The organism is Pseudomonas sp. ICMP 8385 (assembly GCF_002699915.1).
GTDB classification, from domain to species: domain Bacteria; phylum Pseudomonadota; class Gammaproteobacteria; order Pseudomonadales; family Pseudomonadaceae; genus Aquipseudomonas; species Aquipseudomonas gessardii.
The window spans coordinates 108,327-130,272 of record NZ_LKBY01000035.1 but is presented as its reverse complement, the minus strand read 5'-3'; the positions used below and the strand labels follow the sequence as shown (position 1 = coordinate 130,272).

The following is a 21,946-nucleotide window of genomic DNA, read 5'->3' as shown; positions in this document are numbered from 1 at the left end:
TTCACACAATCAAAATGTGGGAGCTGGCTTGCCTGCGATGAAGCCCTCAACCGCACCACAAACTCAGGGCTCCAACCCGATCCCCCGCAAAATCACACTGGTCACCGTCTGCACCGCCCGCTCGAACTGCATGTCCGACAGGGCCTGATGGTCATTGAGGATCATCACCTGGTGATCGAAGTCGGCATAGTGCTGGGTCGAGGCCCAGATCATATACAGCAGGCTCGACGGCTCCACCGCCAGGATGCGTTTGTCTTCCACCCACTGGCGGATCTTCGCTTCCTTCATCTTGGCCCAGTCGTACAGGCTCGCATCCAGCGCTTCACCAAGGGTGGGCGCGCCGTGGATGATTTCATTGGCCCAGACTTTCGAGCCATAGGGGCGGCTGCGCGAGTGCTGCATCTTCGCCCGGATATAGCTGCTGAGGACCACCCGCGGGTCATCGAACATCTCGAAGCACAGGGCATCCTGCTTCCATACTTCCAGCAGGTCGAACAACACCGCGCTGTACAACTCGCTCTTGGTGCTGAAGTAGTAATGCAGGTTGGAGCGCGGCAGTTGCGCCTGTTCGGCAATGTCGGCCATGGCGGTGCTGCCATAGCCCTTTTCGGCGAAGACCTTTTCAGCCGCCAGCAGAATTTTTTCGACGTTGACCCGACGGATACCGATCTTGTGATTGCCCATAGGGGCTCCCTGACAACGACATGCCTGGAAGACTACCATCCGCTCTAGATCGGGGCGACAGCCTAAGTAGAAACTTCGTACACTGCCCGCTCTTCCCATTAAGAGGTAGTGCACGATGTTGATCAAGAAGACGCTGACGACAGTGACCTTGCTGGCCTCGCTGCTGGGCGCTTCGGCAGCCTTTGCCCACACCCATCTGAAAACCACCACGCCGGCGGCCGACAGCACCGTCGCCGCCCCCGCGGATCTGCGCCTGGTGTTCTCCGAAGGCGTCGAAGCCACCTTCACCAAGGTGTCCCTGAGCAAGGACGGCACTGAAGTGGCGATCAAGGGCTTGGAAACCCCGGACAAAGACAAGAAAACCCTGGTGGTGACCCCCGCCGCGCCGTTGGCTGCCGGCACCTATAAGGTCGAGTGGCATGCCGTTTCGGTCGATACCCACAAGAGCGCAGGCAGCTATAGCTTCAAGGTCGGCCAATAATCCATGGCCACCCTGCTGGTGCTGTGCCGTTTCCTGCACTTCATGGCAGTGCTGCTGATGTTCGGGGCCTGTGTGTTGCGCCCCTTGCTCCTGGGCCGCAAACCCCAGCCGACACTGGACTGGCGACTAGCACGCCTCACCGGGGTACTGGCCTGGCTGGCCCTGGGAACCGGTGTGGTGTGGTTGCTGCTGGTCAGTGCCGCCATGGCCGGCGGCGAACTGCTGGCGCTGGACCTGGCAACCGTGCAATTGGTACTGGGCAAGACCTTCTTCGGCCAGGTCTGGAGCGCGCACCTGCTCGTCAATGGCGTATTGGTGCTGGGCCTGCTGATGCGCTGGAACCGTGCGCGCCTGCCCCTGACGGCGCTGCTCCTGGCGACCCTCGCCCCCGTGGGCCACGGCGCCATGCTCGATGGCCTGGGCGGGCAATTGCTGATCCTCAACCAGGCCGTACACCTGCTCTGCGTCGGTGCGTGGCTCGGCGGGCTGCTGCTGTTGGTCTTGATCCTGCGCCATGCGCAACAGGTGCCCCTGGAAGACATGCTGCGACGCTTCAGCGGCGTCGGCTACGGGCTGGTCGCCGGTTTGCTGGTCAGCGGGCTGATCAATGTCCGTGTGCTGACCGGGCAATTCTGGCCGACCCCATTGTTCAGCGGGTTTGCCTTGATCCTGTTGATCAAGGTGCTGCTGGTGGCGGGGATGTTGGGCCTGGCATTGCTCAACCGGCTACGGATCAAGGGTTGCCAGCAGCGAGTAGGCCAGTTGCAGGCCAGCGTGTTGCTGGAATGGCTGTTGGGCGCGGCGGCCGTGGCGGCTGTTTCCCTGTTGGGCACCCTGCCACCGATGCTGTAGGAGCGCTTGCGCCCTCCTACAAGGGGCGCCATCCCTCTCAGGGCGGGCTGTTTTTCAGGCGCCCCGCCGTGTCGATACTCACCACTACCGACAGCCCCGGGCGCAGACGTTCGCCCTGTTCCTGATCCGGGTCCACCGTGATCCGCACCGGCACCCGCTGGGCGATCTTGACGAAGTTGCCGGTGGCGTTGTCCGCCTGCAACAGGCTGAACTCAGAACCGGTAGCCGGCGAAATACGCTGCACCGTGCCATGAAACTGGCGGTGGTCCAGGGCATCGACGGTAAAGGTCACCGGCTGGCCCACCTGCACATGGTCCATCTGGGTTTCTTTCATATTGGCGATCACCCACAGCTGGTTCGGCACCAACGCCATCAACTGCGCACCGGAGTTGACATAAGCCCCCAGGCGCACGCCGATCTGCCCCAACTGGCCGTCCCGGGGGGCCAGGACGCGGGTGTTCGACAGGTCGATCCGCGCCAGCTCCACCGCCGCCTCGGCGCTGGCGACCGCGGCTTCCAGGGAACCGCGATTGACGATCACCGTCTGCAAGTCCTGGCGCGCGATCTCCAGGCTGGCCTGGGCCTGGGCCACGGCGGCGAGGGTCTGCGCGTTGGCAGCACGGGTCACGTCCAATTCGCGGCGCGACACCGAGCCGTCGCTGATCAGTTCTTCATTGCGGCGCAGGTCGGCGGTGCTTTTGCGCGCCTGGGCCTGGCTATCGACCAGGGCGGCCTGGCGCAGCTTGATGGTCGCCTCGGCGCTGTTGCGTTGTTGCACCACGTTGGCCAGGGCGGCCTGCTGTACCGCCCGTTGCGCCAGGGCCTGGTCCAGGCGCTGTTTGTAGATGCGGTCATCGAGGCGCACCAGCAAATCCCCGGCCTTGACGTGCTGGAAGTCCTGCACCGGCACCTCGAACACATAACCGCCCAGTTGCGGGCTGATGATCGTCACCTGCCCGCGCACCAGGGCGTTCTCGGTGGTTTCCACAGCGCTGCTGAACGGCGGCAATTGCCAGGCATACAACACGATCAATACGCCGACGATGGCAATGGCGGCAAAGCCCAGGGACGAGATGATGCGCACCCCCAGGGAACGCGGCTCGGTGGCCATGGCCCCGGGCGGCGTGTTGCCTTCCGGGGTGGCGGCAATGGCATTGGTGGTCGTGGTGCTAACCGCAGGTTCTGTCATGAAGGAAGTGCGCCGCTAGGTTGAACGGAAGGCGCTGCACGGGCGGCAGCTTTCTGGGTGGTGCTCATCAGCCACAGGCTCCGGGTAAAAATCCACAGCATGGTCAATATCGCGATGATCGCGATCAGCATGAACACGTCGTTATAGGCCATCACATTGGCTTCGCGGGTGGCCGCCGTGGCCAGGCTGCGAATGCCCATCAGGTTGTGCAACTGTGGGTCGGCGATCACCGAGCCATAGGCCGAGCCGCCGCTTTGTACCCGGGCGGCGACACGCGGATCAAGCAGGGTCAGGTGTTCGACAATCATGCTCGAATGGAATTTCTCCCGCACCACCTGGAAGGTGCCGAGCAAGGCCGAACCCAGCAGCCCGCCGAGGCTCTGGCAGATCCCGAACAACACCGAAAAACTCACCAGGTTGCGGGGGTTGCTCAGCACATTGCGCATGCCCAGCACCATGGTCGGGCCGAGGAAGAAGGTCCCGCCAAACCCCAGCAGAAACTGGCTCAGGTACATGTTCTGCGGCCGCGTCAGGTTGCTGGAGAAACTGTCCATCACCGAGCCTGTGGCCATCAAGGCCAGGGAAATCACCAGGGGCATCAGCAAGTGCGCCGGGTTGATGGTCAAGGCGCTGGTGACCAGGCCGCTGATCGCCCCCAGCAGCATCACCAGGTACAGGGTGCGCATCTGCTCGCTGCTCATATTCAGCGCCTGCAGAAAACCCACCGCGCCGGTGGACTGCTCGGACAGCACCATGCGGATCAGGATCACCGCCAGGGCCAGGCGAATCATCACCCCGCCGCCCAGCCAGCGGGTCATCAACAACGGGTTGCTGCGGTTATGCTCGATGGCCAGCCCGGCCATGATCAGCACCAGGGAGCAGGCCGAGGCCACGCCAATCCACGGTGCTTCCAGCCACCAGTCGATGCGCCCCAGGGACAGCACCGCGCAGAGCAACGCCACGCCCGAGGCAAGCAGGGCGAAGGTCAGGAAGTCGAGTTTTTCAAAGGTCCTGAAGCGGTCGCCCGGTGGCAACTTGAGCAGGAACACACAGCCCAGGCAGGTCAGCGCCATGCCCAGCTCGAACAGGTACAGGCCGCGCCACTCGGCAATTTGCAGCAGGTCCTCGGAAAACAGCCGCGCCATCGGCAGGGCCAGTTGCGCGGTGCCCAGGCCCAGTACCAGGGCCTTGAGCCGCCACTTTGCCGGGAACGCCTGGACCATGTAGTACAAACCCAGGGAACTGAGGGCCGCGCCCACCATGCCGTGGGCCGCACGCACGGCAATCGCCGAGCTGAGGTCATTGACGAACAGATGGCCGAAAGTCACCAGGGCATAGAGCACCAGGAACACTTCGGTAAACGCGCGCAGGCCGAACTGCTGGCGGAACTTCACCAGCAGCAGGTTCATCGACACGTTGGTCATAACATAGGCGGCGGGCAGCCAGGCCATTTCAGCGGTGGTCGCACCCAACGCCCCTTGCAGGTACGGCAAGTTGGCGATCACCAGCGCATTGCCCAGGCCCCCGGTAATGGCCACCAGCACACCAACCAGGGCAAAGGCCCAGCGTTTGAGCGTGGGGTGATGGGGCGTCGAGGGCGACCCCGGCAAGCTCGGACGCTCGTGGGGTTGCCAGGTGTGCGGGGTGTATTTATCCATTCGTGACCTTGATGACCGACGCACGAGGCCGGTAAAACCCTGACTCAGAGCTTAGTAGACCTGAGCAGGGTTCATCTTGTCATCTTTGTGGGGGCTTTAGATCCAGCCCAGCCAGCTCCAGTAGGTGGCGGCAAATACCAGCATCAACAGGTAGCCAATCAAGGTCACCAACAAGCCCACCTTGGCAAACTGGCGCGCGGTAAAGGTGCCGGTGCCCAGGCACACCATGTTTTGCGGGGCGTTGATCGGCAGGATAAAGCCATAGCTGACTACAAACCCGAGCAACATGGTCATGCCGAGCCGGCTGAAGTCCCCCGGCAGGGTTTGCAGTACGGCAATCAGGATCGGCAGCAACGCCGAGGTCAACGCGGTGGCACTGGCAAAACCCAGGTGGATCACAATCAGGAATGCACCCAGGATCGCAAACACCCCCAGCGGCCCCAGTTGATCCAGGCCGGTATGCGCCACCACCTGCGCGCCCAGCCATTGCCCGGCCTGGGTGGTGAGCAGTGCCGTACCGAGGCTGATGCCCACGCCGAACACAATCACCGTGCCCCAGGGGATGCGCGACTGCACGTCCTTCCAAGTCATCACGCCGATGCCCGGCAGCAGCAGGAACACCAGGCCGGCATAGGTGGTGGAGGTGGTATCGAAGCTGTGCAGGCGCCCTTCCGTGGCCCAGGCCAGCAGCAGCAATACCGAGACCGTCAGCAAGCGCTTCTGCGGCCCGGTCATGGGGCCGATCTCCACCAGGGACTGCGCCACCGCCTCCTTGCCACCGGGAATGCTATTGCTTTCCGGGGGCAACAACTTGAGCACCAGCAACAGCAATACCGCCGACATGATCAACGCCCACGGCGCTCCGGCGATCAACCAGTCGATCCACGACACGCGCTGGCCGAGCATCTTGTCCATAAAGCCGACCGTCAGCAGGTTCTGCGCCGCAGCGGTCTGGATCCCGACGTTCCAGATACTGGTGCCCTGGGCGACGACGATCATGATCCCGGCAGCGATATTGGAGCGTTTGTCCACGCCAAACGCGGCAATCACCCCCATCATGATCGGCACTACGCAAGCACTGCGCGCGGTGGCGCTGGGCACTACCAGGCTGAGTAGGATGGTCACCGCAATCGCCCCCACCAGGATCCCGCGGGTGCTGGTGCCAACCCGGGTCAGAGTCACCAGGGCAATGCGCCGGTCCAGGCCGGTGTGGGTCATGGCGGCGGCGATAAACAACGCACCGGCCACCAGGGCCAGGGCCGGGTTGGCAAACCCGGTGAGCGCCATGCTGATGGCCGGGCTGGAGCCGATCAGGTGCGTCGGGTCCTGCAAGGACGGCGCGGTGCCCAGCAAAAAGGCCATCAACGAGGTGATCATGATCGCACTGGCTTCGTAGGACACCGCTTCGGTGATCCACACCACCACGGCAAACGCGAGGATCGCCAGCATCCGCTGGCCCGCCACCGGCAAATCGGCGGGCAGCGGCAACAGCAGCACGCCGACCATCACCAGCACGGCGATCACCAGACCCATGGGCAACTTGAAGGAAACAGCAGGTGTTGCGGGGGCACTCATGGAAATCTCCGGCGGCCATGACAATCAAGGCCTGGAGCATGAGGCAAAGCGTCGCGGCGGGTCTTGACAGGTATCAAGGCGCGGGCAGTTTTGCCCTGCCAGGCAAGCCTGCCCACATTTGGAGCGTATTAAACGCTGCCTTGGGGCTAGAAGGCGTTGAACAACATCCCGCCGGCCACCACGAGACACAGGCTGGCAAAGCCGATTTGCAAGGCCCGCGCCGGGACCCGCGAGCCCAGGCGCCGCCCGACCAGCATGCCGACGATGCTGGCGCCGATAAACACCCAGCCCAGGGTGTCGATCACCACCCCGGCATGGAACGCGCCGACCACGCCAATCAGCGAGATCAGGCTGATCACCATCAATGAGGTGGCGACGATCCCGCGCATCTGCACATCGGTCAGTTGCTTGAACGCCGGCACGATCAGAAAGCCGCCGCCCACGCCCAGCAGGCCCGAGACCGCGCCGGTCACCGCGCCCAGGGCAGCCAGGGTCGCGGTGCATTTGGCGGTCCAGGAAAAACGCCCGGTCTGCTGATCGAGCATGCAGTTCTTCTGCCCCCAGGACGCGGCACCGTGGTCGCTGGGGCCGGCCTCGACCTTCTCGCGCCGCAGCATGCGCCAGGCCACCAGCACCATCAGCGCGCTGAACAGGCCCATCAGGATCTTGTCCGGCAACTGATGGGCAAAAAACACCCCCAGGGGCGAAAACAGCGCGCCGAGCAAGGCAATCAGCAAGGCCGCACGATACCGCACCAGGCCATGGCGCAAACCATCCAACGCCCCCACCGCCGCCGCCGCCCCCACCGCAAACAGTGACACCGGCGCCGCTTCGGTCATGGTCAAGCCCAGCCCCAGCACCAACGCCGGCACCCCCAGAATCCCGCCCCCGGCCCCAGTCAGGCCCATGACCAACCCCATCATCACACCAAAGAAACTAGCCAGCAGCATAGGGGTCTCTCACTCCACCTTGGCCAGGCGGGTCAGCCATTCACGGCCCTTGAGCATGCCGTTCCAGTAGAACCATGGCAGCAGGGTCGCCTTCAAAAACCATGCCGAACGCCGCGCCACGGTGGGGTCCAGGGGGAAGGTCGGCAACAGCCGGCCGCCATAGCCGAACTCGGCCAGCACCACCTTGCCGCGCTCCACGGTCAACGGGCAGGAGCCATAGCCGTCGTACTTGAGCGGCAGCGGCGCCTGTTTGCGCAGGGCCAGCAGGTTCTCGGCCACCACCACGATTTGCTTGCGCACTGCCGCCGCTGTCTTGGCATTACTGGTGGAACACACATCGCCCAGGGCGAAGATCTGCGGGTAGCGCACGTGTTGCAGGCTATGGGGGTCGATCTCGCACCAGCCAGCGGCATCGGCCAGCGGGCTGTGGCGGATAAAGTCCGGGGCCACTTGCGGCGGCACGACGTGCAGCAGGTCAAAGGATTTTTCCTCGATGCGGACCGTGCCCTCGGCGTCCTTGACCTCGAACCAGGCCTTGCGCGCCGGGCCATCGACCTTGATCAGGTTGGAATTGAAGGCCAACTGCGCGCCGTATTTCTCGACATAGTTCATCAGCGGCGGCACAAAGGTCGCCACGCCAAACAGCGCGGCACCAGCTAGGTTGAATTCGACGTCGATACTGTTCAGGTCACCCTGCCTGAGCCAATGATCGCAAGACAGGTACAGGGCCTTTTGCGGCGCCCCCGCGCATTTGATCGGCATGGCCGGCTGGGTGAAGATCGCCTTGCCGCCCTTGAGCTGTTGCACCAGTTGCCAAGTGTAGGGCGCATGCTGGTAGCTGTAGTTGGAGGTGACGCCGTTGTGGCCCAGGGTCTGCTCCAGGCCTTCGATTTTTTCCCAGGCCAGGCGCAGGCCGGGGCACACGATAAGGTTGTTCCAGGTCACGCGCTGGCCGCTGTCGAGCACCAGGGTCTGTTCGTCGGGCAGCAATTGGCTGACCGCCGCCTGCACCCAGGTCACGCCATCGGGCAGCACCTGGGCCATGGGCCGCATGGTCTTGCGAATGTCATGGGCGCCGCCGCCCACCAGGGTCCAGGCGGGTTGGTAGTAGTGTTCGGCGTTGGGTTCGATCAGGGTGATATTCAGGTGCGGGTCGCGCTTGAGCAGGCTGGCCAGCAGGCCGATGCCTGCCGAGCCGCCGCCGATGACCACGATGTCGCCACTGATGGTCGGTCCCCAGTGTTGGTCGTTCATAGTCCGGGCCTTTCTTAGGTTGACAATGCACACAAGGGTCGTTGCCGCGTGGCGTCACGCCCCGTTCGTAAGCGATTCTTTGCCTCGGATCGCTCGTTTCACTTAAGCTCGCAAGCCTATGTGGAAATCACTTTGAATGTAAGCTGCTATTAGCTACCCAGGACACTGTCATGCCCGCGTTGATTCAATCTTTTCTGGACGAGGCGTCGTCAACCTACACCTACGTCGTCTATGAAACGGACGGCAGCCCCTGTGCCATCGTGGATTCAGTGCTCAACTACGACCCGGCCTCGGGGCGCACCGACACGGCCCAGGCCGACCAGGTGATTGCCTTCGTCCGTGAGCACGACCTGCGGGTGCAATGGCTGCTGGAAACCCACGCCCACGCCGATCACCTGTCCGCCGCGCCCTACCTGCGCCGCACGTTGGGCGGCAAGATCGCCATCGGCCAGTCCATCAGCCAGGTGCAGGACGTGTTCAAGAACCTGTTCAACCTGGAGCCGGCGTTCCGCGCCGACGGCTCGCAGTTCGACCACCTGTTCGCCCCCAACGAGGTGTTCCATATCGGCCAGCTCAAGGCCCAGGCCCTGCACGTGCCCGGCCACACGCCGGCGGACATGGCCTACCTGGTCGACGACCAGTTGATCCTGGTAGGCGACACCCTGTTCATGCCCGACGTCGGCACCGCCCGCTGTGACTTCCCCGGCGGCGATGCGCGGCAGTTGTATGCCTCGATGCGCAAGTTGCTGGCCTTCCCCGCCGACACCCGGCTGTACGTATGCCACGACTATCCGCCCGAAGGCCGCGAGGCCAAATGCCTGACCAGTGTCGCGGAACAACGCGCAGGCAATATCCATGTGCATGACGGGGTGGATGAGGCTGCGTTTGTGCAGATGCGCACGAAGCGGGACGCCGGGCTGGGAATGCCGACGCTGTTGCTGCCGGCGATCCAGGTGAATGTGCGGGCCGGGCATCTGCCCCCGGCAGAAGACAATGGCGTGGTGTATTTGAAGATACCGCTCAACCAACTATGACCTGCTACGCCGGGCTTCAACTGAAGTAGGAGCCCTTGGGCTCGGGCAAGCCCGACCACAGTTCGTCGATCTGCTTGAAGCCCCAATCCTCGACATTCTCGCGGCCGACAATCTTGTCGCGCCGGTCGGCCAGGTTCACCACGGCCTGGACAATGGGCAACCGGGAGCGCGCCGAAAAGAACACTTTGACCACCGGGGTGAGCAACGATTTCTGGTTTTGCTCGATCACCACACCGATACGCCCGCTCTCCAGGCGCACCAGGGCGCCAACCGGGTAGATCCCAACGCACCGGACAAACGCCTGGAACACCCGCTCATCAAAGTGGCCTTTCCACTCGGCCATTTTCTGAATGGCATCGGCCGGGCCCCAGCCCTGTTTATAGGGGCGCTCTGAAGTCACCGCGTCGTACACATCACACACCGCGCCCATTTGTGCAAACAGGCTGATCTGGTGCTGGTGCAGGCCGTGGGGATAGCCCTCGCCGTTGCACTTTTCATGATGATGCAGGCACACATCCAGCACCATCTCGCTGATATGCGCACTGTTGCGCAACAGGTTCACCCCCTCCTGCGGGTGGCTGCGCACAATGTCGAACTCGGCCTCCGTGAGTTTGCCGGTTTTACTTAAAATGCCCTCCGGGATGACCATTTTCCCGACATCGTGGAACAACCCTGCCAGCCCTGCTTCCTGGACCAACTCCGGTGCCAGCCCCAACTGCCGGGCCAGCGCGATCATCAAGCCACTGACCGCCACCGAATGCATGTAGGTGTATTCATCGGCCTGCTTCAAGCGGGCCAGGCTGATCAGGGCATGGGGGTGGCGCATGATCGATTGGGAGATTTCCTCGACCACGCTGGCCACGCGAGTCGGTTCGATCGCCCCGCCCATGCGCAAGTCACTGAACATTTCAACCACGGCCCCCTTGGCCACGGCACACACCTTGGCAGCACGCACCACCTCGGCCTTCATGTCGGCACGCGGGGGCACCACAGAGCGTGCTGGCGCAGTAGTTTTAGGCACAACCGCAGGCGAGTCCGGCTGTTCGCCCGACGGTACGTCAGCCCCCTTCGCGGTATTGATCCAGACGTTCTGGACCCGTGACTGCCGCAAACGCTGCAGGTCTTGCGGCCGGGTCAGCAAAAAACTGCTTTTCCAAAAACCATGGTCGGTCCAGGCGCCCTCCATTTTATGGACATACATACCCAGCCTGACTTGAGAAGCAGGAATGCGTTTCAACATAAGCCTTCCCCCACTGATCAGGAGCAAACAACCCGCTGGCCTCGACTCAGCTCACAGAAAACTTCGAGACTATTTGCTTGAGATCAACCGCCAGCTTCGATAGTTCATTACTGGCGATAGACGTCTGGCCCGCGGCCGACGAGCTCTGGATAGACAGGTCACGGATGCTGATCAGGTTCTGATCGACAGAGCGTGCAACATGGGCCTGTTCTTCCGATGCGGTGGCGATCAGCAGGTTTCTTTCATTGATATCCTCGATCGCCTGGGTGATTTGGGTAATCGCCGCCCCCGCTTCATGGGCGATCCTCAACGAATCCACTGCTTCAGTTCGGTTCATCCCCATCGAGAGCACGGCCTCGCTGGAACAGCTCTGGATTTTCGCGATCATCTGCTCGATTTCCTGGGTCGAGGTCTGCGTTCTGTGGGCCAGCGCCCTGACTTCGTCGGCCACCACCGCAAAGCCTCGCCCCTGCTCGCCGGCCCGGGCCGCCTCGATGGCCGCATTCAGCGCCAGCAGGTTGGTTTGTTCGGCAATGGAGCGGATGACTTCCACGACCCGGGCAATGTCCTGCGCCTGTTTGGCCAGGCCCTCGACTTCGACCCCGGTCTGCTGGACCGTGGCGCTCAACTTCTCAATCGAGGCGATGGTCTGGGTCACACGCTCCTGGCCGACTTGCGCCGAACGCTGGGAGTCCTGGGTCGATTGGGAGGCGGAGACGGCATTACGGGCCACTTCCTCGACTGCGGCGGTCATCTGATTGACGGCCGTGGCGGCCTGGTCCGTTTCCATACTTTGCCGTTCAATACCGGCAGTGGACTCCTTGGTGATCGAACTCATCTCTTCGGCGGCCGAGGCCAGTTGGCCGGACGCTTCAGATATATGTTGCAGAGTACTTTTCAAACTCATCTGCATCGCCGCGGTGGACTGTTGCAAGTCTGTCAGTTCGTCCTTGCCGCTGATCTGGATAGCGACACGCAAGTCGCCCTGGGCAATCTTGGCCGTCGAGGCCAACAGTTCGCCAACCGGCACGATGATACTTTTGGCAAACAGCCGCCCGACCACGATGGCCAACAGCACCGAAGCCACCATCAGTATTACGGTAAACAATCGGGCAGCATCATATTCGTGGGCGGCGACAGCCACCGCCACTTGGGCGCCCCGCTCATTGATGGCCACTAACTCCCCCATCAAAGACTGGAGTTTAAGTGCCAGGGGGCTGGTGTAGTCACGGAAAAACACACTCAGGTCCGCCATCGAATGCGAACTGTCCATGGCCAGCAACTCATCAACCTTTACGTTATAGCCCTCTATTCCTCGCACGACTTCATCGTATTTGTTTTTCTCTTCAGGGCTGGAGATGTATTGAGCATAATCATCTGTCATTTTAACCAATGTTGTTTCGGCCTCTTTGACCGCACCGACCGAAGTGGAACTAAGCCGATTGTCATCCAGTGCAAACCTGCGCAACTCCAGGCGCAGTTTCAACAGACTACTTTCCATCTTTCCAGCCTGACGAATGCTGGGCAGCCAGTTGGTTTCTATCTCGACAGTGGACGAATAGACTTTATCGACCTTTACCAGCGTCATTCCTCCCTGTATCAAGAGCAACAGGCATACCACGCCAAAACACAGGGTGGTACGTGAGTTCAACCTTATCGATCTCATTGACATGGCAATTCCCCTAGGCTTCTCTGGCTCAAGGACCTCTACACAGCCCCAGCGACATCAGTGTGTGGACCGTACTGTGAAAAAAATGTAGGCCCATTGTTTTTTATAGCCTCGGCAAATAAAAAATCACTATACCTACTGCTTAGCTAACTAACCATGCAACGCAACAACCCGCCCGATGTTATCAAGGTGCATAGTTCAAGTTGGCGAGGGCATACACCGCATTACAGGAGCGGTCACAGTTATTCCCCACCGTCTCCAGGTGGCGCCTGAGGGACTCGCTGGTTTGTGGTGCAAGTTGCCCCATGCTCTCTATCAGCGCTGCCATATCTTCCAGCGCCGCAATGATGGACAGTTGGGTAAGGTTGAAGTCATAAAGGGCACGATAGACTAACTCTTCATTCTCCATGACTCAGCCTCCCGATTAAAATCTGAGCTTAGCAGGTCCATTGCTGCTCGTAGGGATAAGCAAACTTTAAATAAAGTCTCGTTTGCCAGGCGTTGCCATTTGATTGATTTTCTTCAACTTAACACTCAAATGAGTAGCGTCTGATCACCGGCAACCCAGCCGCCCGCGCCTCTTGCGCCTTACCCCAGGCTCAAGCCATTGGCCGGCAATGGCAGCGCCGTCTTGTAGCGCACCTGCTTGAGGGCAAAGCTGGAGCGGATATTCGCCACCCCCGGGACCTTGGTCAGAAAATCCATCATAAAGCGCTCCAGGGACTGGATGGTCGGCACCAGCACCCGGATCAGGTAGTCCGGGTCGCCGGCCATCAGGTAGCACTCCATCACCTCCGGCCGGTCGGAAATCGCCCCCTCGAACTGTTGCAACGCCAGTTCATTCTGTTTTTCCAGGCTGACGTGGATAAACACATTGACGTGCAACCCCAGCAAATCGGCGTCCAGCAGCGTGACCTGGTCACGGATCAGGCCCAGTTCTTCCATGGCCTTGACCCGGTTGAAACACGGCGTGGGCGACAGGTTGACCGAGCGTGCGAGGTCGGCGTTGGTGATGCGGGCATTCTCCTGAAGGCTGTTGAGAATCCCGATATCGATACGGTCCAGTTTGCGCATGAGACAAAACCACCTGTTTATTATGTTTATGCAGATTTTTTATCCGCAAATGATCTCAGGCGCAACCAAACAGAGATAAATATTCTCCCCGGCCCGGCCTATGATTGTTGTAGGACAAGATTTCCCCTACCCGGGGACTGACTGTCAGCTAAGCGCGCCCACTACAAGAAATTCACAAGATCGAGCGTAGAAAGCCATGACCCAGCATTACGAACCGCTGCGCCTGCACGTTCCCGAACCCTCGGGCCGCCCAGGTTGCAAGACCGACTTTACCTACCTGCGCCTGACCGACGCCGGTACGGTGCGCAAACCCGCCGTTGACGTAGAACCCGCCGACACCGCCGACCTGGCCAAGGGCCTGATCCGCGTGCTCGACGACCAGGGCCAGGCCCTGGGCCCATGGGCTGAAGGTGTGCCGGTAGAGATTTTGCGCCGTGGCATGCGTGCCATGCTCAAGACGCGGATCTTCGACAACCGCATGGTGGTCGCCCAGCGTCAGAAAAAAATGTCGTTCTACATGCAGAGCCTTGGCGAAGAAGCCATCGGCAGCGCCCAGGCCCTGGCCTTGAACATCGACGACATGTGCTTCCCCACCTACCGCCAGCAAAGCATCCTGATGGCCCGCGAAGTGCCGCTGGTGGACCTGATCTGCCAACTGCTGTCCAACGAGCGTGACCCGCTCAAGGGCCGCCAGTTGCCGATCATGTATTCGGTCAAGGACTATGGCTTCTTCACCATTTCCGGCAACCTCGCCACCCAATTCGTACAGGGCGTGGGCTGGGGCATGGCCTCGGCGATCAAGGGCGATACCAAGATCGCCTCGGCGTGGATCGGCGATGGCGCCACCGCCGAATCGGACTTCCACACGGCCTTGACCTTCGCCCACGTGTACCGCGCGCCGGTGATCCTCAACGTGGTCAACAACCAGTGGGCGATTTCCACCTTCCAGGCCATCGCCGGTGGTGAAGCCACCACCTTCGCCGGACGCGGCGTAGGGTGCGGCATCGCCTCCCTGCGGGTGGACGGCAACGACTTTATCGCGGTATACGCCGCCTCTGCCTGGGCCGCCGAACGCGCGCGCCGTAACCTGGGGCCGACCCTGATCGAATGGGTGACCTACCGCGCCGGCCCGCACTCCACCTCCGATGACCCGTCCAAGTACCGGCCTGCCGATGACTGGAGCCACTTCCCCCTGGGCGACCCGATTGCCCGCCTCAAACAGCACCTGATCAAGATTGGCCAGTGGTCCGAAGAGGAACACGCCACGGTCACTGCCGAGCTTGAAGCCCAAGTACTCGGCGCGCAGAAAGAAGCCGAACAGTACGGCACCCTGGCCGGTGGCCAGATCCCGAGCGCCGCGAGCATGTTCGAGGACGTCTATAAAGAGATGCCGGAGCACTTGAAGCGCCAGCGTCAAGCGTTGGGGATCTGACATGAACGATCACAACAATAAAATCGAGCTGGAAACCGCCATGACCACGACCACCATGACCATGATCCAGGCCCTGCGCTCGGCCATGGATGTGATGCTTGAACGCGACGACAATGTGGTGGTGTTCGGCCAGGACGTTGGTTACTTCGGCGGCGTGTTCCGTTGCACCGAAGGCTTGCAGAGCAAGTACGGCACCTCGCGGGTGTTTGACGCGCCGATCTCCGAAAGCGGCATCGTCGGCGTGGCCGTGGGCATGGGCGCCTACGGCCTGCGCCCGGTGGCCGAGATCCAGTTCGCCGACTATGTGTACCCGGCCACCGACCAGATCATCTCGGAAGCGGCGCGCCTGCGTTACCGCTCGGCCGGCCAGTTCACCGCGCCTTTGACCATGCGCATGCCCTGCGGCGGCGGCATCTACGGTGGGCAGACTCACAGCCAGAGTATCGAAGCGGTGTTCACCCAGGTCTGCGGCCTGCGCACGGTGATGCCGTCCAACCCCTATGACGCCAAGGGCCTGCTGATCGCCTCCATCGAAAACGATGACCCGGTGATCTTCCTTGAGCCCAAGCGCCTGTATAACGGCCCGTTCGACGGCCACCACGACCGCCCGGTAACGCCGTGGTCCAAGCACCCGCAAGCCCAGGTGCCGGACGGTTACTACACCGTGCCGCTGGACGTGGCCGCCATCGTGCGCCCTGGCTCGGCCGTTACCGTGCTGACCTACGGCACCACAGTCTATGTGTCACAAGTGGCCGCCGAAGAAACCGGGATCGACGCCGAAGTCATCGACCTGCGCAGCCTGTGGCCGCTGGACCTGGAAACCATCGTCAAGTCGGTGAAAAAGACCGGCCGTTGCGTGGTGGTGCATGAAGCCACGCGCACCTGCGGTTTTGGTGCCGAGCTGGTGTCGTTAGTGCAGGAACACTGCTTCCACTACCTGGAAGCGCCTATCGAGCGTGTGACCGGTTGGGACACCCCCTACCCTCACGCACAAGAGTGGGCGTATTTCCCTGGCCCGACCCGTGTGGGCGCGGCTTTGCAACGGGTCATGGAGGTCTGAATGGGCACGCACGTTATCAAGATGCCGGACATTGGCGAAGGCATCGCAGAAGTTGAGTTGTCGGTATGGCACGTCAAGGTCGGCGATATGGTCGTCGAAGACCAGGTGCTGGCGGATGTGATGACCGACAAGGCGATGGTGGATATTCCCTCGCCGGTTCATGGCAAGGTGATATCGCTGGGCGGCGAGCCAGGTGAAGTCATGGCCGTGGGCAGTATCCTGATCAGCATTGAAGTCGAAGGCGCGGGTAATACCAAAGAGTCGGCGCTGTCGGCAGTGGTTGAGCAAGCCGCGCCGTCGCCTAAGGCCGAAATCAAGGCGCCGGTGGTTGAAAGCAAACCGGCCACCAAGCCGCAGGTAGCGGCCCAGGCCCCGGTGGCCCGCGAGGCCAATGAGCGCCCGCTGGCCTCCCCGGCCGTGCGCAAGCATGCGCTGGATGCCGGGATCCAACTACGCCTGGTGCAGGGCTCGGGCCCGGCCGGGCGTATTCTGCATGAAGACCTCGAGGCGTATCTGCAACAGGGCAGCCCCCGCGCCTCGGCCGGCGCCAACCCGTATGCCGAGCGCAACGACGAAGAGCAGATCCCGGTGATCGGCATGCGCCGCAAGATCGCCCAGCGCATGCAGGAGGCCACGCGCCGTGCTGCGCATTTCAGCTACGTCGAAGAGATCGACGTGACGGCCCTCGACGACTTGCGCGTCCACCTCAATGAAAAACACGGCGCCAGCCGCGGCAAGCTGACGTTGTTACCATTCCTGGTGCGCGCCATGGTTGTGGCCTTGCGCGATTTCCCGCAGATCAATGCGCGTTATGACGACGAAGCCCAGGTCATCACCCGTCTCGGCGCGGTGCATGTGGGCGTCGCCACCCAGAGCGATGTCGGCCTGATGGTGCCGGTGGTGCGCCACGCCGAGGCGCGCAGCCTGTGGGGCACCGCCGAAGAAATCACTCGCCTGGCCACTGCCGCGCGCAATGGCAAGGCCAGCCGTGACGAACTGTCGGGCTCGACCATCACCCTGACCAGCCTCGGCGCGTTGGGCGGGATTGTCAGCACCCCGGTGCTGAACCTGCCGGAAGTGGCGATTGTCGGGGTCAACCGCATCGTCGAGCGGCCAATGGTGATCAAGGGGCAGATCGTGATCCGCAAGATGATGAACCTCTCCAGCTCCTTCGATCACCGGGTGGTCGATGGCATGGACGCGGCGCAATTCATCCAGGCCATCCGTGGCCTGCTCGAACAACCCGCCAGCCTGTTCCTGGAGTAAGGGCATGACTCAGACATTACAGACCACCCTGCTGATTATCGGCGGCGGCCCTGGCGGTTATGTGGCGGCGATTCGCGCCGGCCAACTGGGCATCCCGACGATCCTGGTAGAAGGCCAGGCGTTGGGCGGCACCTGCCTGAACATCGGCTGCATTCCGTCCAAGGCGCTGATCCATGTGGCCGAGCAGTTCCAGCAAACCGTACACCTGAGCCAGGGTTCGGCCCTGGGCATCGACGTGGATGTGCCGACCCTGGATATCCGCAAGAGCGTCGAGTGGAAAGACGGCATCGTCGATCGCCTGACCACCGGGGTTGCCGCGCTGCTGAAAAAGCACAAGGTGCAGGTGATCCACGGCTGGGCCAAGATCGTCGACGGCAAGACCGTGGAGGTGGGCGACCAACGCATCCAGTGCGAGCACCTGCTGCTGGCCACCGGCTCGAAAAGCGTCAACCTGCCGATGCTGCCGATTGGCGGGCCGATCATCTCGTCCACTGAAGCCCTGGCGCCGAGCCGTGTGCCAAAACGCTTGATCGTGGTCGGTGGCGGTTACATCGGCCTGGAACTGGGGATTGCCTATCGCAAGCTCGGGGCCGAGGTCAGCGTGGTCGAAGCCCAGGACCGCATCCTGCCCGCCTACGACGCCGAGCTGACGCAGCCGGTGGCCGAATCCCTCAAGCAATTGGGGGTCAAGCTGTACCTCAAGCACAGCGTCACCGGTTTTGAAGGTGGCAGTCTGCAAGTGCGCGAGCCCAATGGCGAGACCCTGGCCCTGGGCACTGACCAGGTGCTGGTGGCCGTCGGCCGCAAACCCAACACCCAGGGCTGGAACCTGGAAGCCTTGAACCTGACGATGAACGGCGCGGCGATCCAGATCGACAACCGCTGCCAGACCAGCATGCGCAATGTCTGGGCGATCGGCGACCTGAGCGGCGAGCCGATGCTGGCGCACCGGGCCATGGCCCAGGGCGAGATGGTGGCGGAGCTGATCAGCGGCAAATCCCGGGAATTCAACCCGGCGGCGATCCCGGCGGTGTGCTTTACCGACCCGGAACTGGTGGTGGTCGGCAAGACCCCGGACGAAGCCAAGGCCGCGGGCCTGGACTGCATCGTTTCAAGCTTCCCGTTTGCCGCCAATGGTCGGGCCATGACCCTGGAGTCCAAGACCGGCTTCGTACGGGTGGTGGCACGCCGCGACAATCACCTGATTGTCGGCTGGCAGGCGGTGGGGGTTGGCGTGTCCGAGCTGTCCACCGCCTTTGGCCTGAGCCTGGAAATGGGCGCGCGGCTGGAGGATGTGGCGGGCACCATTCATGCCCACCCGACCCTCGGTGAAGCGGTGCAGGAAGCGGCGCTGCGGGCGTTGGGGCATGCCCTGCACCTCTGAGTCAATGCTCCCACACAGGCCAAGAATGAAGTATTGTTGCGCCCATCCAGAAATAAACCGAAAGCCTGCCTTCGACCAGGCGGTTGTGAAGAGATAGAGGGTGTCATGGGTAACGAAAGCATCAATTGGGACAAATTGGGTTTTGACTACATCAAGACCGACAAGCGTTTCCTCCAGACCTGGAAAGACGGCGCCTGGCAAGAAGGCACCCTGACCGAAGACAACGTGCTGCACATCAGCGAGGGCTCCACCGCCCTGCACTATGGCCAGCAGTGCTTTGAGGGCCTGAAGGCCTATCGCTGCAAGGACGGTTCGATCAACCTGTTCCGCCCGGACCAGAACGCCGCCCGCATGCAGCGCAGTTGCGGCCGCTTGCTGATGCCACAAGTGCCGACCGAAGCGTTTATCGAAGCCTGTAAGGCCGTGGTCCGCGCCAACGAGCGTTTCATCCCGCCGTACGGCACCGGCGGCGCGCTGTACCTGCGCCCGTTCGTGATCGGCACCGGTGACAACATCGGCGTGCGTACCGCGCCCGAGTTCATCTTCTCGATCTTCTGCATCCCGGTCGGCGCCTACTTCAAGGGCGGCCTGACCCCGCACAACTTCCTGATCTCCGGTTACGACCGCGCCGCGCCGAACGGCACCGGCGCGGCCAAGGTCGGTGGCAACTACGCCGCCAGCCTGATGCCCGGCTCCCTGGCGAAAAAAGCCAACTTCGCCGACTGCATCTACCTGGACCCGGCCACCCACTCGAAAATCGAAGAAGTCGGTTCGGCCAACTTCTTCGGGATCACCCACGACAACAAGTTCGTCACCCCGAACTCGCCGTCGGTGCTGCCAGGCATCACCCGCCTGTCGCTGATCGAACTGGCCAAGACCCGCCTGGGCCTGGAAGTGGTCGAAGGCGACGTGCTGATCGACAAACTGGCAGACTTCAAGGAAGCCGGCGCCTGCGGGACGGCGGCAGTGATCACGCCGATCGGCGGGATTGAGTACAAAGACAAGCTGCATGTGTTCTACAGCGAAAAAGACGTCGGCCCGGTGACCCAGAAGCTCTACAAAGAGCTGACCGGTGTGCAGTCCGGCGACGTTGAAGCGCCGGCGGGCTGGATCGTCAAGGTCTAAGCCGACCCTGATTATAGGCGCTGGCTTGTGTGGGAGCTGGCTTGCCTGCGATAGCGATATGTCAGTCACCAATGCGTTGACTGACCGTCCGCTATCGCAGGCAAGCCAGCTCCCACATTTGTTTTGCGGTGGCCTCAGGATTTTGGCAGGTTCTGTGCAATCCTCTTGCCCATGCTGATCCTCGGCTCCACGCCATATCCCAGCGCCTCGTAGAACCCCACCACGTTCTCGTTGCCCAGATTGATCTGCAGGTTGATCTTCAGGCAGCCCAGGGCGATCAACGCCTGTTCCCCATGGCGCACCAACGACACACTCAGATGGGGTGGCGAGACGACAATGCCTTCTCCATCACCAGGGTGCGCTCGTTGCCGTGGTACACATCCCGCACGGTGTGGAACCCCAGCTTGGTATAAAACGGCTCGGCGGTGAGGGACGACGGTACGCTCAATACCGTGACCCCAGCCTCACGGGCCCGCTGTTCGATATCGACCATCAGTTGGCGGCCGATGCCCTGCCCTTGCAGCGCCGGGTTGACGAACACCGAACGCACGACATTGGCGTCCAAGGCCGCCGTGGCGACGATCAGTTGCTCGCGGATTGCCACCAGCACCGTGCGCCGGGTGAGCAAGTGCAGCACCGCCTGCGGCGTGAAGTTGCTCGCCACTCGGGCAATCACGTCCGCCGGGTAGTCGCCGGCGTTGCTGCTGTGCAGGGCCGCCAGGATGACTTGGCTGATGCCTTCGGTATCGGTGGGTTGGGCGAGGCGGACGGCGGTAAACATGACTCCTCCTGACGGACGACGTTACGACAGCCACCACAATACCCATGTGTGGGCTTGTGTGGGAGCCGGGCTTGCCCGCGATGCAGGCACCTCGGTGTGTCCGCCACACCGCGGTGATGCTATCGCAGGCAAGCCAGCTCCCACACAAGCCGGCTCCTACAGGTTTGAGCCCCCCTGACAGCCGATTCAGCTGTAATACCCCTCTTTTCAGCTTTCCCGGCTGGGCCGCCCCCCTGTTTCAGCCGGGATTCTGCGGCCAGAGCGCACAAAATAGCCGCAATGCCCAACCCCATGGACCCGTGCCCCCATGCAAACCACCAATACCGTCCTGATGATCCGCCCGGCGCACTTTGCCTTTAACCCGGACACCGCGATCAACAACCGCTTCCAGCGCGCGCCTGTCGACCCGGTGGCCGCACAGCATAAAGCGCTGCAAGAGTTCGACGGTTACGTCGACACCCTGCGCCAGCATGGCGTGGAAGTGTTGGTGGTGCAGGACACGCCCGCGCCCCATACCCCGGATTCGATCTTCCCCAACAACTGGTGGAGCAGCCATGCCGACGGCAGCCTGGTGCTGTACCCGATGGAAGGCCAGAACCGCCGCCTGGAGCGCAACAAAGGTGTGCTGCAAGTGCTGGAACAACGTTTCGCGATCAAAGACACCATCGACTTCAGCCACCTGGAACAACAGAACATGTTCCTCGAAGGCACCGGCAGCATGGTCCTCGACCGCCAGCACCGCATCAGCTACGCCTGCCACTCCGGGCGCACCCACCACGATGCCCTGCGCCAGTTCGCCGAACGCCTGGACTATCAGGTCTGCGCCTTCCACGCCGTCGACCGCCATCACGCACCGATCTACCACAGCAACGTGATGATGAGCGTCGGCCGCGACCTGTCGGTGGTGTGCCTCGACGCGCTGCCCCAAGCCCACGAGCGCCAGGGCCTGGAACGCTCCCTGCGCGACACCGGCAAAGACATCCTGGCCCTGGACTTCGACCAGTTGGAAGCCTTCGCCGGCAACATGCTCGAACTTCACGACCGCGATGGCCAGCCGTTGCTGGTGATGTCTGCCAGCGCCTGGCACTCGCTCAAGCCGGCGCAGCGCCAGCATGTGGAACGCCACACCCACCCAGTGGTGGTGAATATCGACAACATCGAACGCATCGGCGGCGGCAGTGCCCGCTGCATGTTGGCCGAAGTGCATCTTCCGGCCCGCGCCTCATTCCAATAAGGAG

General features: G+C 62.2%; 19 protein-coding genes and 1 pseudogene. 9 read left to right on the top strand and 11 right to left on the bottom strand.

The features are described 5' to 3' along the window. Positions 1-63 precede the first annotated feature (63 nt). Positions 64-684 carry a TetR/AcrR family transcriptional regulator gene (locus tag AO268_RS06120; RefSeq protein ID WP_029298440.1) on the bottom strand — a complete coding sequence of 207 codons (621 nt, stop codon included), beginning with the start codon at positions 682-684 and terminating at the stop codon, positions 64-66. Positions 685-799: 115 nt separating this feature from the next. Between AO268_RS06120 and copC the strand changes: the two genes are divergently transcribed. Continuing rightward, complete coding sequence (gene copC / locus AO268_RS06115; protein ID WP_076962616.1) at positions 800-1,165, top strand: copper homeostasis periplasmic binding protein CopC; 366 nt, start codon at positions 800-802, stop codon at positions 1,163-1,165. 3 nt (positions 1,166-1,168) lie between these two features. Beyond that, a complete protein-coding gene (gene copD / locus AO268_RS06110) occupies positions 1,169-2,017 on the top strand; it encodes a copper homeostasis membrane protein CopD (RefSeq protein ID WP_099168170.1) in 849 nt (282 codons plus the stop codon). Positions 2,018-2,054: 37 nt separating this feature from the next. Here copD and AO268_RS06105 read toward each other — a convergent pair whose 3' ends face one another. The 5 genes from AO268_RS06105 to AO268_RS06085 all read right to left on the bottom strand — a co-directional run bounded on the left by AO268_RS06105 (position 2,055) and on the right by AO268_RS06085 (position 8,643). Continuing rightward, positions 2,055-3,206 carry an HlyD family secretion protein gene (locus AO268_RS06105; RefSeq protein WP_099168169.1) on the bottom strand — a complete coding sequence of 384 codons (1,152 nt, stop codon included), beginning with the start codon at positions 3,204-3,206 and terminating at the stop codon, positions 2,055-2,057. Beyond that, entirely contained in the window at positions 3,203-4,864 is a 1,662-nt protein-coding gene (locus tag AO268_RS06100) for an MFS transporter (protein ID WP_099168168.1), read from the bottom strand. The genes AO268_RS06105 and AO268_RS06100 overlap by 4 nt, the downstream gene beginning before the upstream one ends. 96 nt (positions 4,865-4,960) lie before the next feature. Next, complete coding sequence (locus tag AO268_RS06095) at positions 4,961-6,439, bottom strand: DASS family sodium-coupled anion symporter (protein ID WP_099168167.1); 1,479 nt, start codon at positions 6,437-6,439, stop codon at positions 4,961-4,963. Between the two features lie 146 nt (positions 6,440-6,585). Continuing rightward, positions 6,586-7,389 carry a sulfite exporter TauE/SafE family protein gene (locus tag AO268_RS06090; RefSeq protein WP_099168166.1) on the bottom strand — a complete coding sequence of 268 codons (804 nt, stop codon included), beginning with the start codon at positions 7,387-7,389 and terminating at the stop codon, positions 6,586-6,588. A 9-nt stretch (positions 7,390-7,398) separates the two neighbouring features. Further along, entirely contained in the window at positions 7,399-8,643 is a 1,245-nt protein-coding gene (locus AO268_RS06085; protein WP_076962610.1) for an NAD(P)/FAD-dependent oxidoreductase, read from the bottom strand. 170 nt (positions 8,644-8,813) lie between these two features. Between AO268_RS06085 and AO268_RS06080 the strand changes: the two genes are divergently transcribed. After that, entirely contained in the window at positions 8,814-9,677 is an 864-nt protein-coding gene (locus AO268_RS06080) for an MBL fold metallo-hydrolase (RefSeq protein WP_076962609.1), read from the top strand. Positions 9,678-9,693: 16 nt separating this feature from the next. Here AO268_RS06080 and AO268_RS06075 read toward each other — a convergent pair whose 3' ends face one another. The 4 genes from AO268_RS06075 to bkdR form a co-directional block, all read right to left on the bottom strand. After that, positions 9,694-10,917, bottom strand: a complete 1,224-nt coding sequence (locus tag AO268_RS06075; RefSeq protein WP_099168165.1) for an HD-GYP domain-containing protein — start codon at positions 10,915-10,917, stop codon at positions 9,694-9,696. A 46-nt stretch (positions 10,918-10,963) separates the two neighbouring features. Further along, positions 10,964-12,589 (bottom strand): methyl-accepting chemotaxis protein, encoded by a 1,626-nt coding sequence (locus AO268_RS06070; RefSeq protein WP_099168164.1) that lies wholly within the window; start codon positions 12,587-12,589, stop codon positions 10,964-10,966. Between the two features lie 181 nt (positions 12,590-12,770). After that, complete coding sequence (locus tag AO268_RS06065; RefSeq protein ID WP_099168163.1) at positions 12,771-12,995, bottom strand: hypothetical protein; 225 nt, start codon at positions 12,993-12,995, stop codon at positions 12,771-12,773. 179 nt (positions 12,996-13,174) lie between these two features. Then, positions 13,175-13,660 (bottom strand): Bkd operon transcriptional regulator BkdR, encoded by a 486-nt coding sequence (gene bkdR, locus AO268_RS06060; protein ID WP_076962605.1) that lies wholly within the window; start codon positions 13,658-13,660, stop codon positions 13,175-13,177. A gap of 196 nt (positions 13,661-13,856) precedes the next feature. Here bkdR and AO268_RS06055 point away from each other — a divergent pair, with 196 nt between their 5' ends. From AO268_RS06055 to AO268_RS06035, 5 genes are all read left to right on the top strand, one after another. Next, positions 13,857-15,092, top strand: a complete 1,236-nt coding sequence (locus AO268_RS06055; protein WP_099168162.1) for a 3-methyl-2-oxobutanoate dehydrogenase (2-methylpropanoyl-transferring) subunit alpha — start codon at positions 13,857-13,859, stop codon at positions 15,090-15,092. A gap of 1 nt (position 15,093) precedes the next feature. Next, complete coding sequence (locus AO268_RS06050; RefSeq protein WP_099168161.1) at positions 15,094-16,152, top strand: alpha-ketoacid dehydrogenase subunit beta; 1,059 nt, start codon at positions 15,094-15,096, stop codon at positions 16,150-16,152. Continuing rightward, positions 16,153-17,418 carry a dihydrolipoamide acetyltransferase family protein gene (locus AO268_RS06045; RefSeq protein WP_099168160.1) on the top strand — a complete coding sequence of 422 codons (1,266 nt, stop codon included), beginning with the start codon at positions 16,153-16,155 and terminating at the stop codon, positions 17,416-17,418. Positions 17,419-17,422: 4 nt separating this feature from the next. Beyond that, positions 17,423-18,802, top strand: a complete 1,380-nt coding sequence (gene lpdA / locus AO268_RS06040) for a dihydrolipoyl dehydrogenase (RefSeq protein WP_076962602.1) — start codon at positions 17,423-17,425, stop codon at positions 18,800-18,802. Positions 18,803-18,907: 105 nt separating this feature from the next. After that, on the top strand, positions 18,908-19,927 hold the full coding sequence (locus AO268_RS06035; RefSeq protein WP_076962601.1) for a branched-chain amino acid aminotransferase: 1,020 nt from the start codon (positions 18,908-18,910) through the stop codon (positions 19,925-19,927). A 134-nt stretch (positions 19,928-20,061) separates the two neighbouring features. On the opposite strand, the pseudogene AO268_RS06030 reads toward AO268_RS06035, so the two are convergent. Beyond that, positions 20,062-20,708: pseudogene (locus tag AO268_RS06030) on the bottom strand (GNAT family N-acetyltransferase). A 307-nt stretch (positions 20,709-21,015) separates the two neighbouring features. Here AO268_RS06030 and ctlX point away from each other — a divergent pair. Next, the gene (gene ctlX, locus AO268_RS06020) at positions 21,016-21,942 is read left to right on the top strand and encodes a citrulline utilization hydrolase CtlX (protein ID WP_076962599.1); all 927 of its coding nucleotides are present in this window, start codon (positions 21,016-21,018) and stop codon (positions 21,940-21,942) included. The last annotated feature ends 4 nt before the right edge of the window (positions 21,943-21,946 follow it).

What these genes read in the sequence shown, in the direction of transcription:
- AO268_RS06120 (WP_029298440.1), bottom strand. Translation starts at nt 684, where the DNA reads ATGGGCAATCACAAGATCGGTATCCGTCGGGTCAACGTCGAAAAAATT.
- copC (WP_076962616.1), top strand. Translation starts at nt 800, where the DNA reads ATGTTGATCAAGAAGACGCTGACGACAGTGACCTTGCTGGCCTCGCTG.
- copD (WP_099168170.1), top strand. Translation starts at nt 1,169, where the DNA reads ATGGCCACCCTGCTGGTGCTGTGCCGTTTCCTGCACTTCATGGCAGTG.
- AO268_RS06105 (WP_099168169.1), bottom strand. Translation starts at nt 3,206, where the DNA reads ATGACAGAACCTGCGGTTAGCACCACGACCACCAATGCCATTGCCGCC.
- AO268_RS06100 (WP_099168168.1), bottom strand. Translation starts at nt 4,864, where the DNA reads ATGGATAAATACACCCCGCACACCTGGCAACCCCACGAGCGTCCGAGC.
- AO268_RS06095 (WP_099168167.1), bottom strand. Translation starts at nt 6,439, where the DNA reads ATGAGTGCCCCCGCAACACCTGCTGTTTCCTTCAAGTTGCCCATGGGT.
- AO268_RS06090 (WP_099168166.1), bottom strand. Translation starts at nt 7,389, where the DNA reads ATGCTGCTGGCTAGTTTCTTTGGTGTGATGATGGGGTTGGTCATGGGC.
- AO268_RS06085 (WP_076962610.1), bottom strand. Translation starts at nt 8,643, where the DNA reads ATGAACGACCAACACTGGGGACCGACCATCAGTGGCGACATCGTGGTC.
- AO268_RS06080 (WP_076962609.1), top strand. Translation starts at nt 8,814, where the DNA reads ATGCCCGCGTTGATTCAATCTTTTCTGGACGAGGCGTCGTCAACCTAC.
- AO268_RS06075 (WP_099168165.1), bottom strand. Translation starts at nt 10,917, where the DNA reads ATGTTGAAACGCATTCCTGCTTCTCAAGTCAGGCTGGGTATGTATGTC.
- AO268_RS06070 (WP_099168164.1), bottom strand. Translation starts at nt 12,589, where the DNA reads ATGTCAATGAGATCGATAAGGTTGAACTCACGTACCACCCTGTGTTTT.
- AO268_RS06065 (WP_099168163.1), bottom strand. Translation starts at nt 12,995, where the DNA reads ATGGAGAATGAAGAGTTAGTCTATCGTGCCCTTTATGACTTCAACCTT.
- bkdR (WP_076962605.1), bottom strand. Translation starts at nt 13,660, where the DNA reads ATGCGCAAACTGGACCGTATCGATATCGGGATTCTCAACAGCCTTCAG.
- AO268_RS06055 (WP_099168162.1), top strand. Translation starts at nt 13,857, where the DNA reads ATGACCCAGCATTACGAACCGCTGCGCCTGCACGTTCCCGAACCCTCG.
- AO268_RS06050 (WP_099168161.1), top strand. Translation starts at nt 15,094, where the DNA reads ATGAACGATCACAACAATAAAATCGAGCTGGAAACCGCCATGACCACG.
- AO268_RS06045 (WP_099168160.1), top strand. Translation starts at nt 16,153, where the DNA reads ATGGGCACGCACGTTATCAAGATGCCGGACATTGGCGAAGGCATCGCA.
- lpdA (WP_076962602.1), top strand. Translation starts at nt 17,423, where the DNA reads ATGACTCAGACATTACAGACCACCCTGCTGATTATCGGCGGCGGCCCT.
- AO268_RS06035 (WP_076962601.1), top strand. Translation starts at nt 18,908, where the DNA reads ATGGGTAACGAAAGCATCAATTGGGACAAATTGGGTTTTGACTACATC.
- ctlX (WP_076962599.1), top strand. Translation starts at nt 21,016, where the DNA reads ATGCAAACCACCAATACCGTCCTGATGATCCGCCCGGCGCACTTTGCC.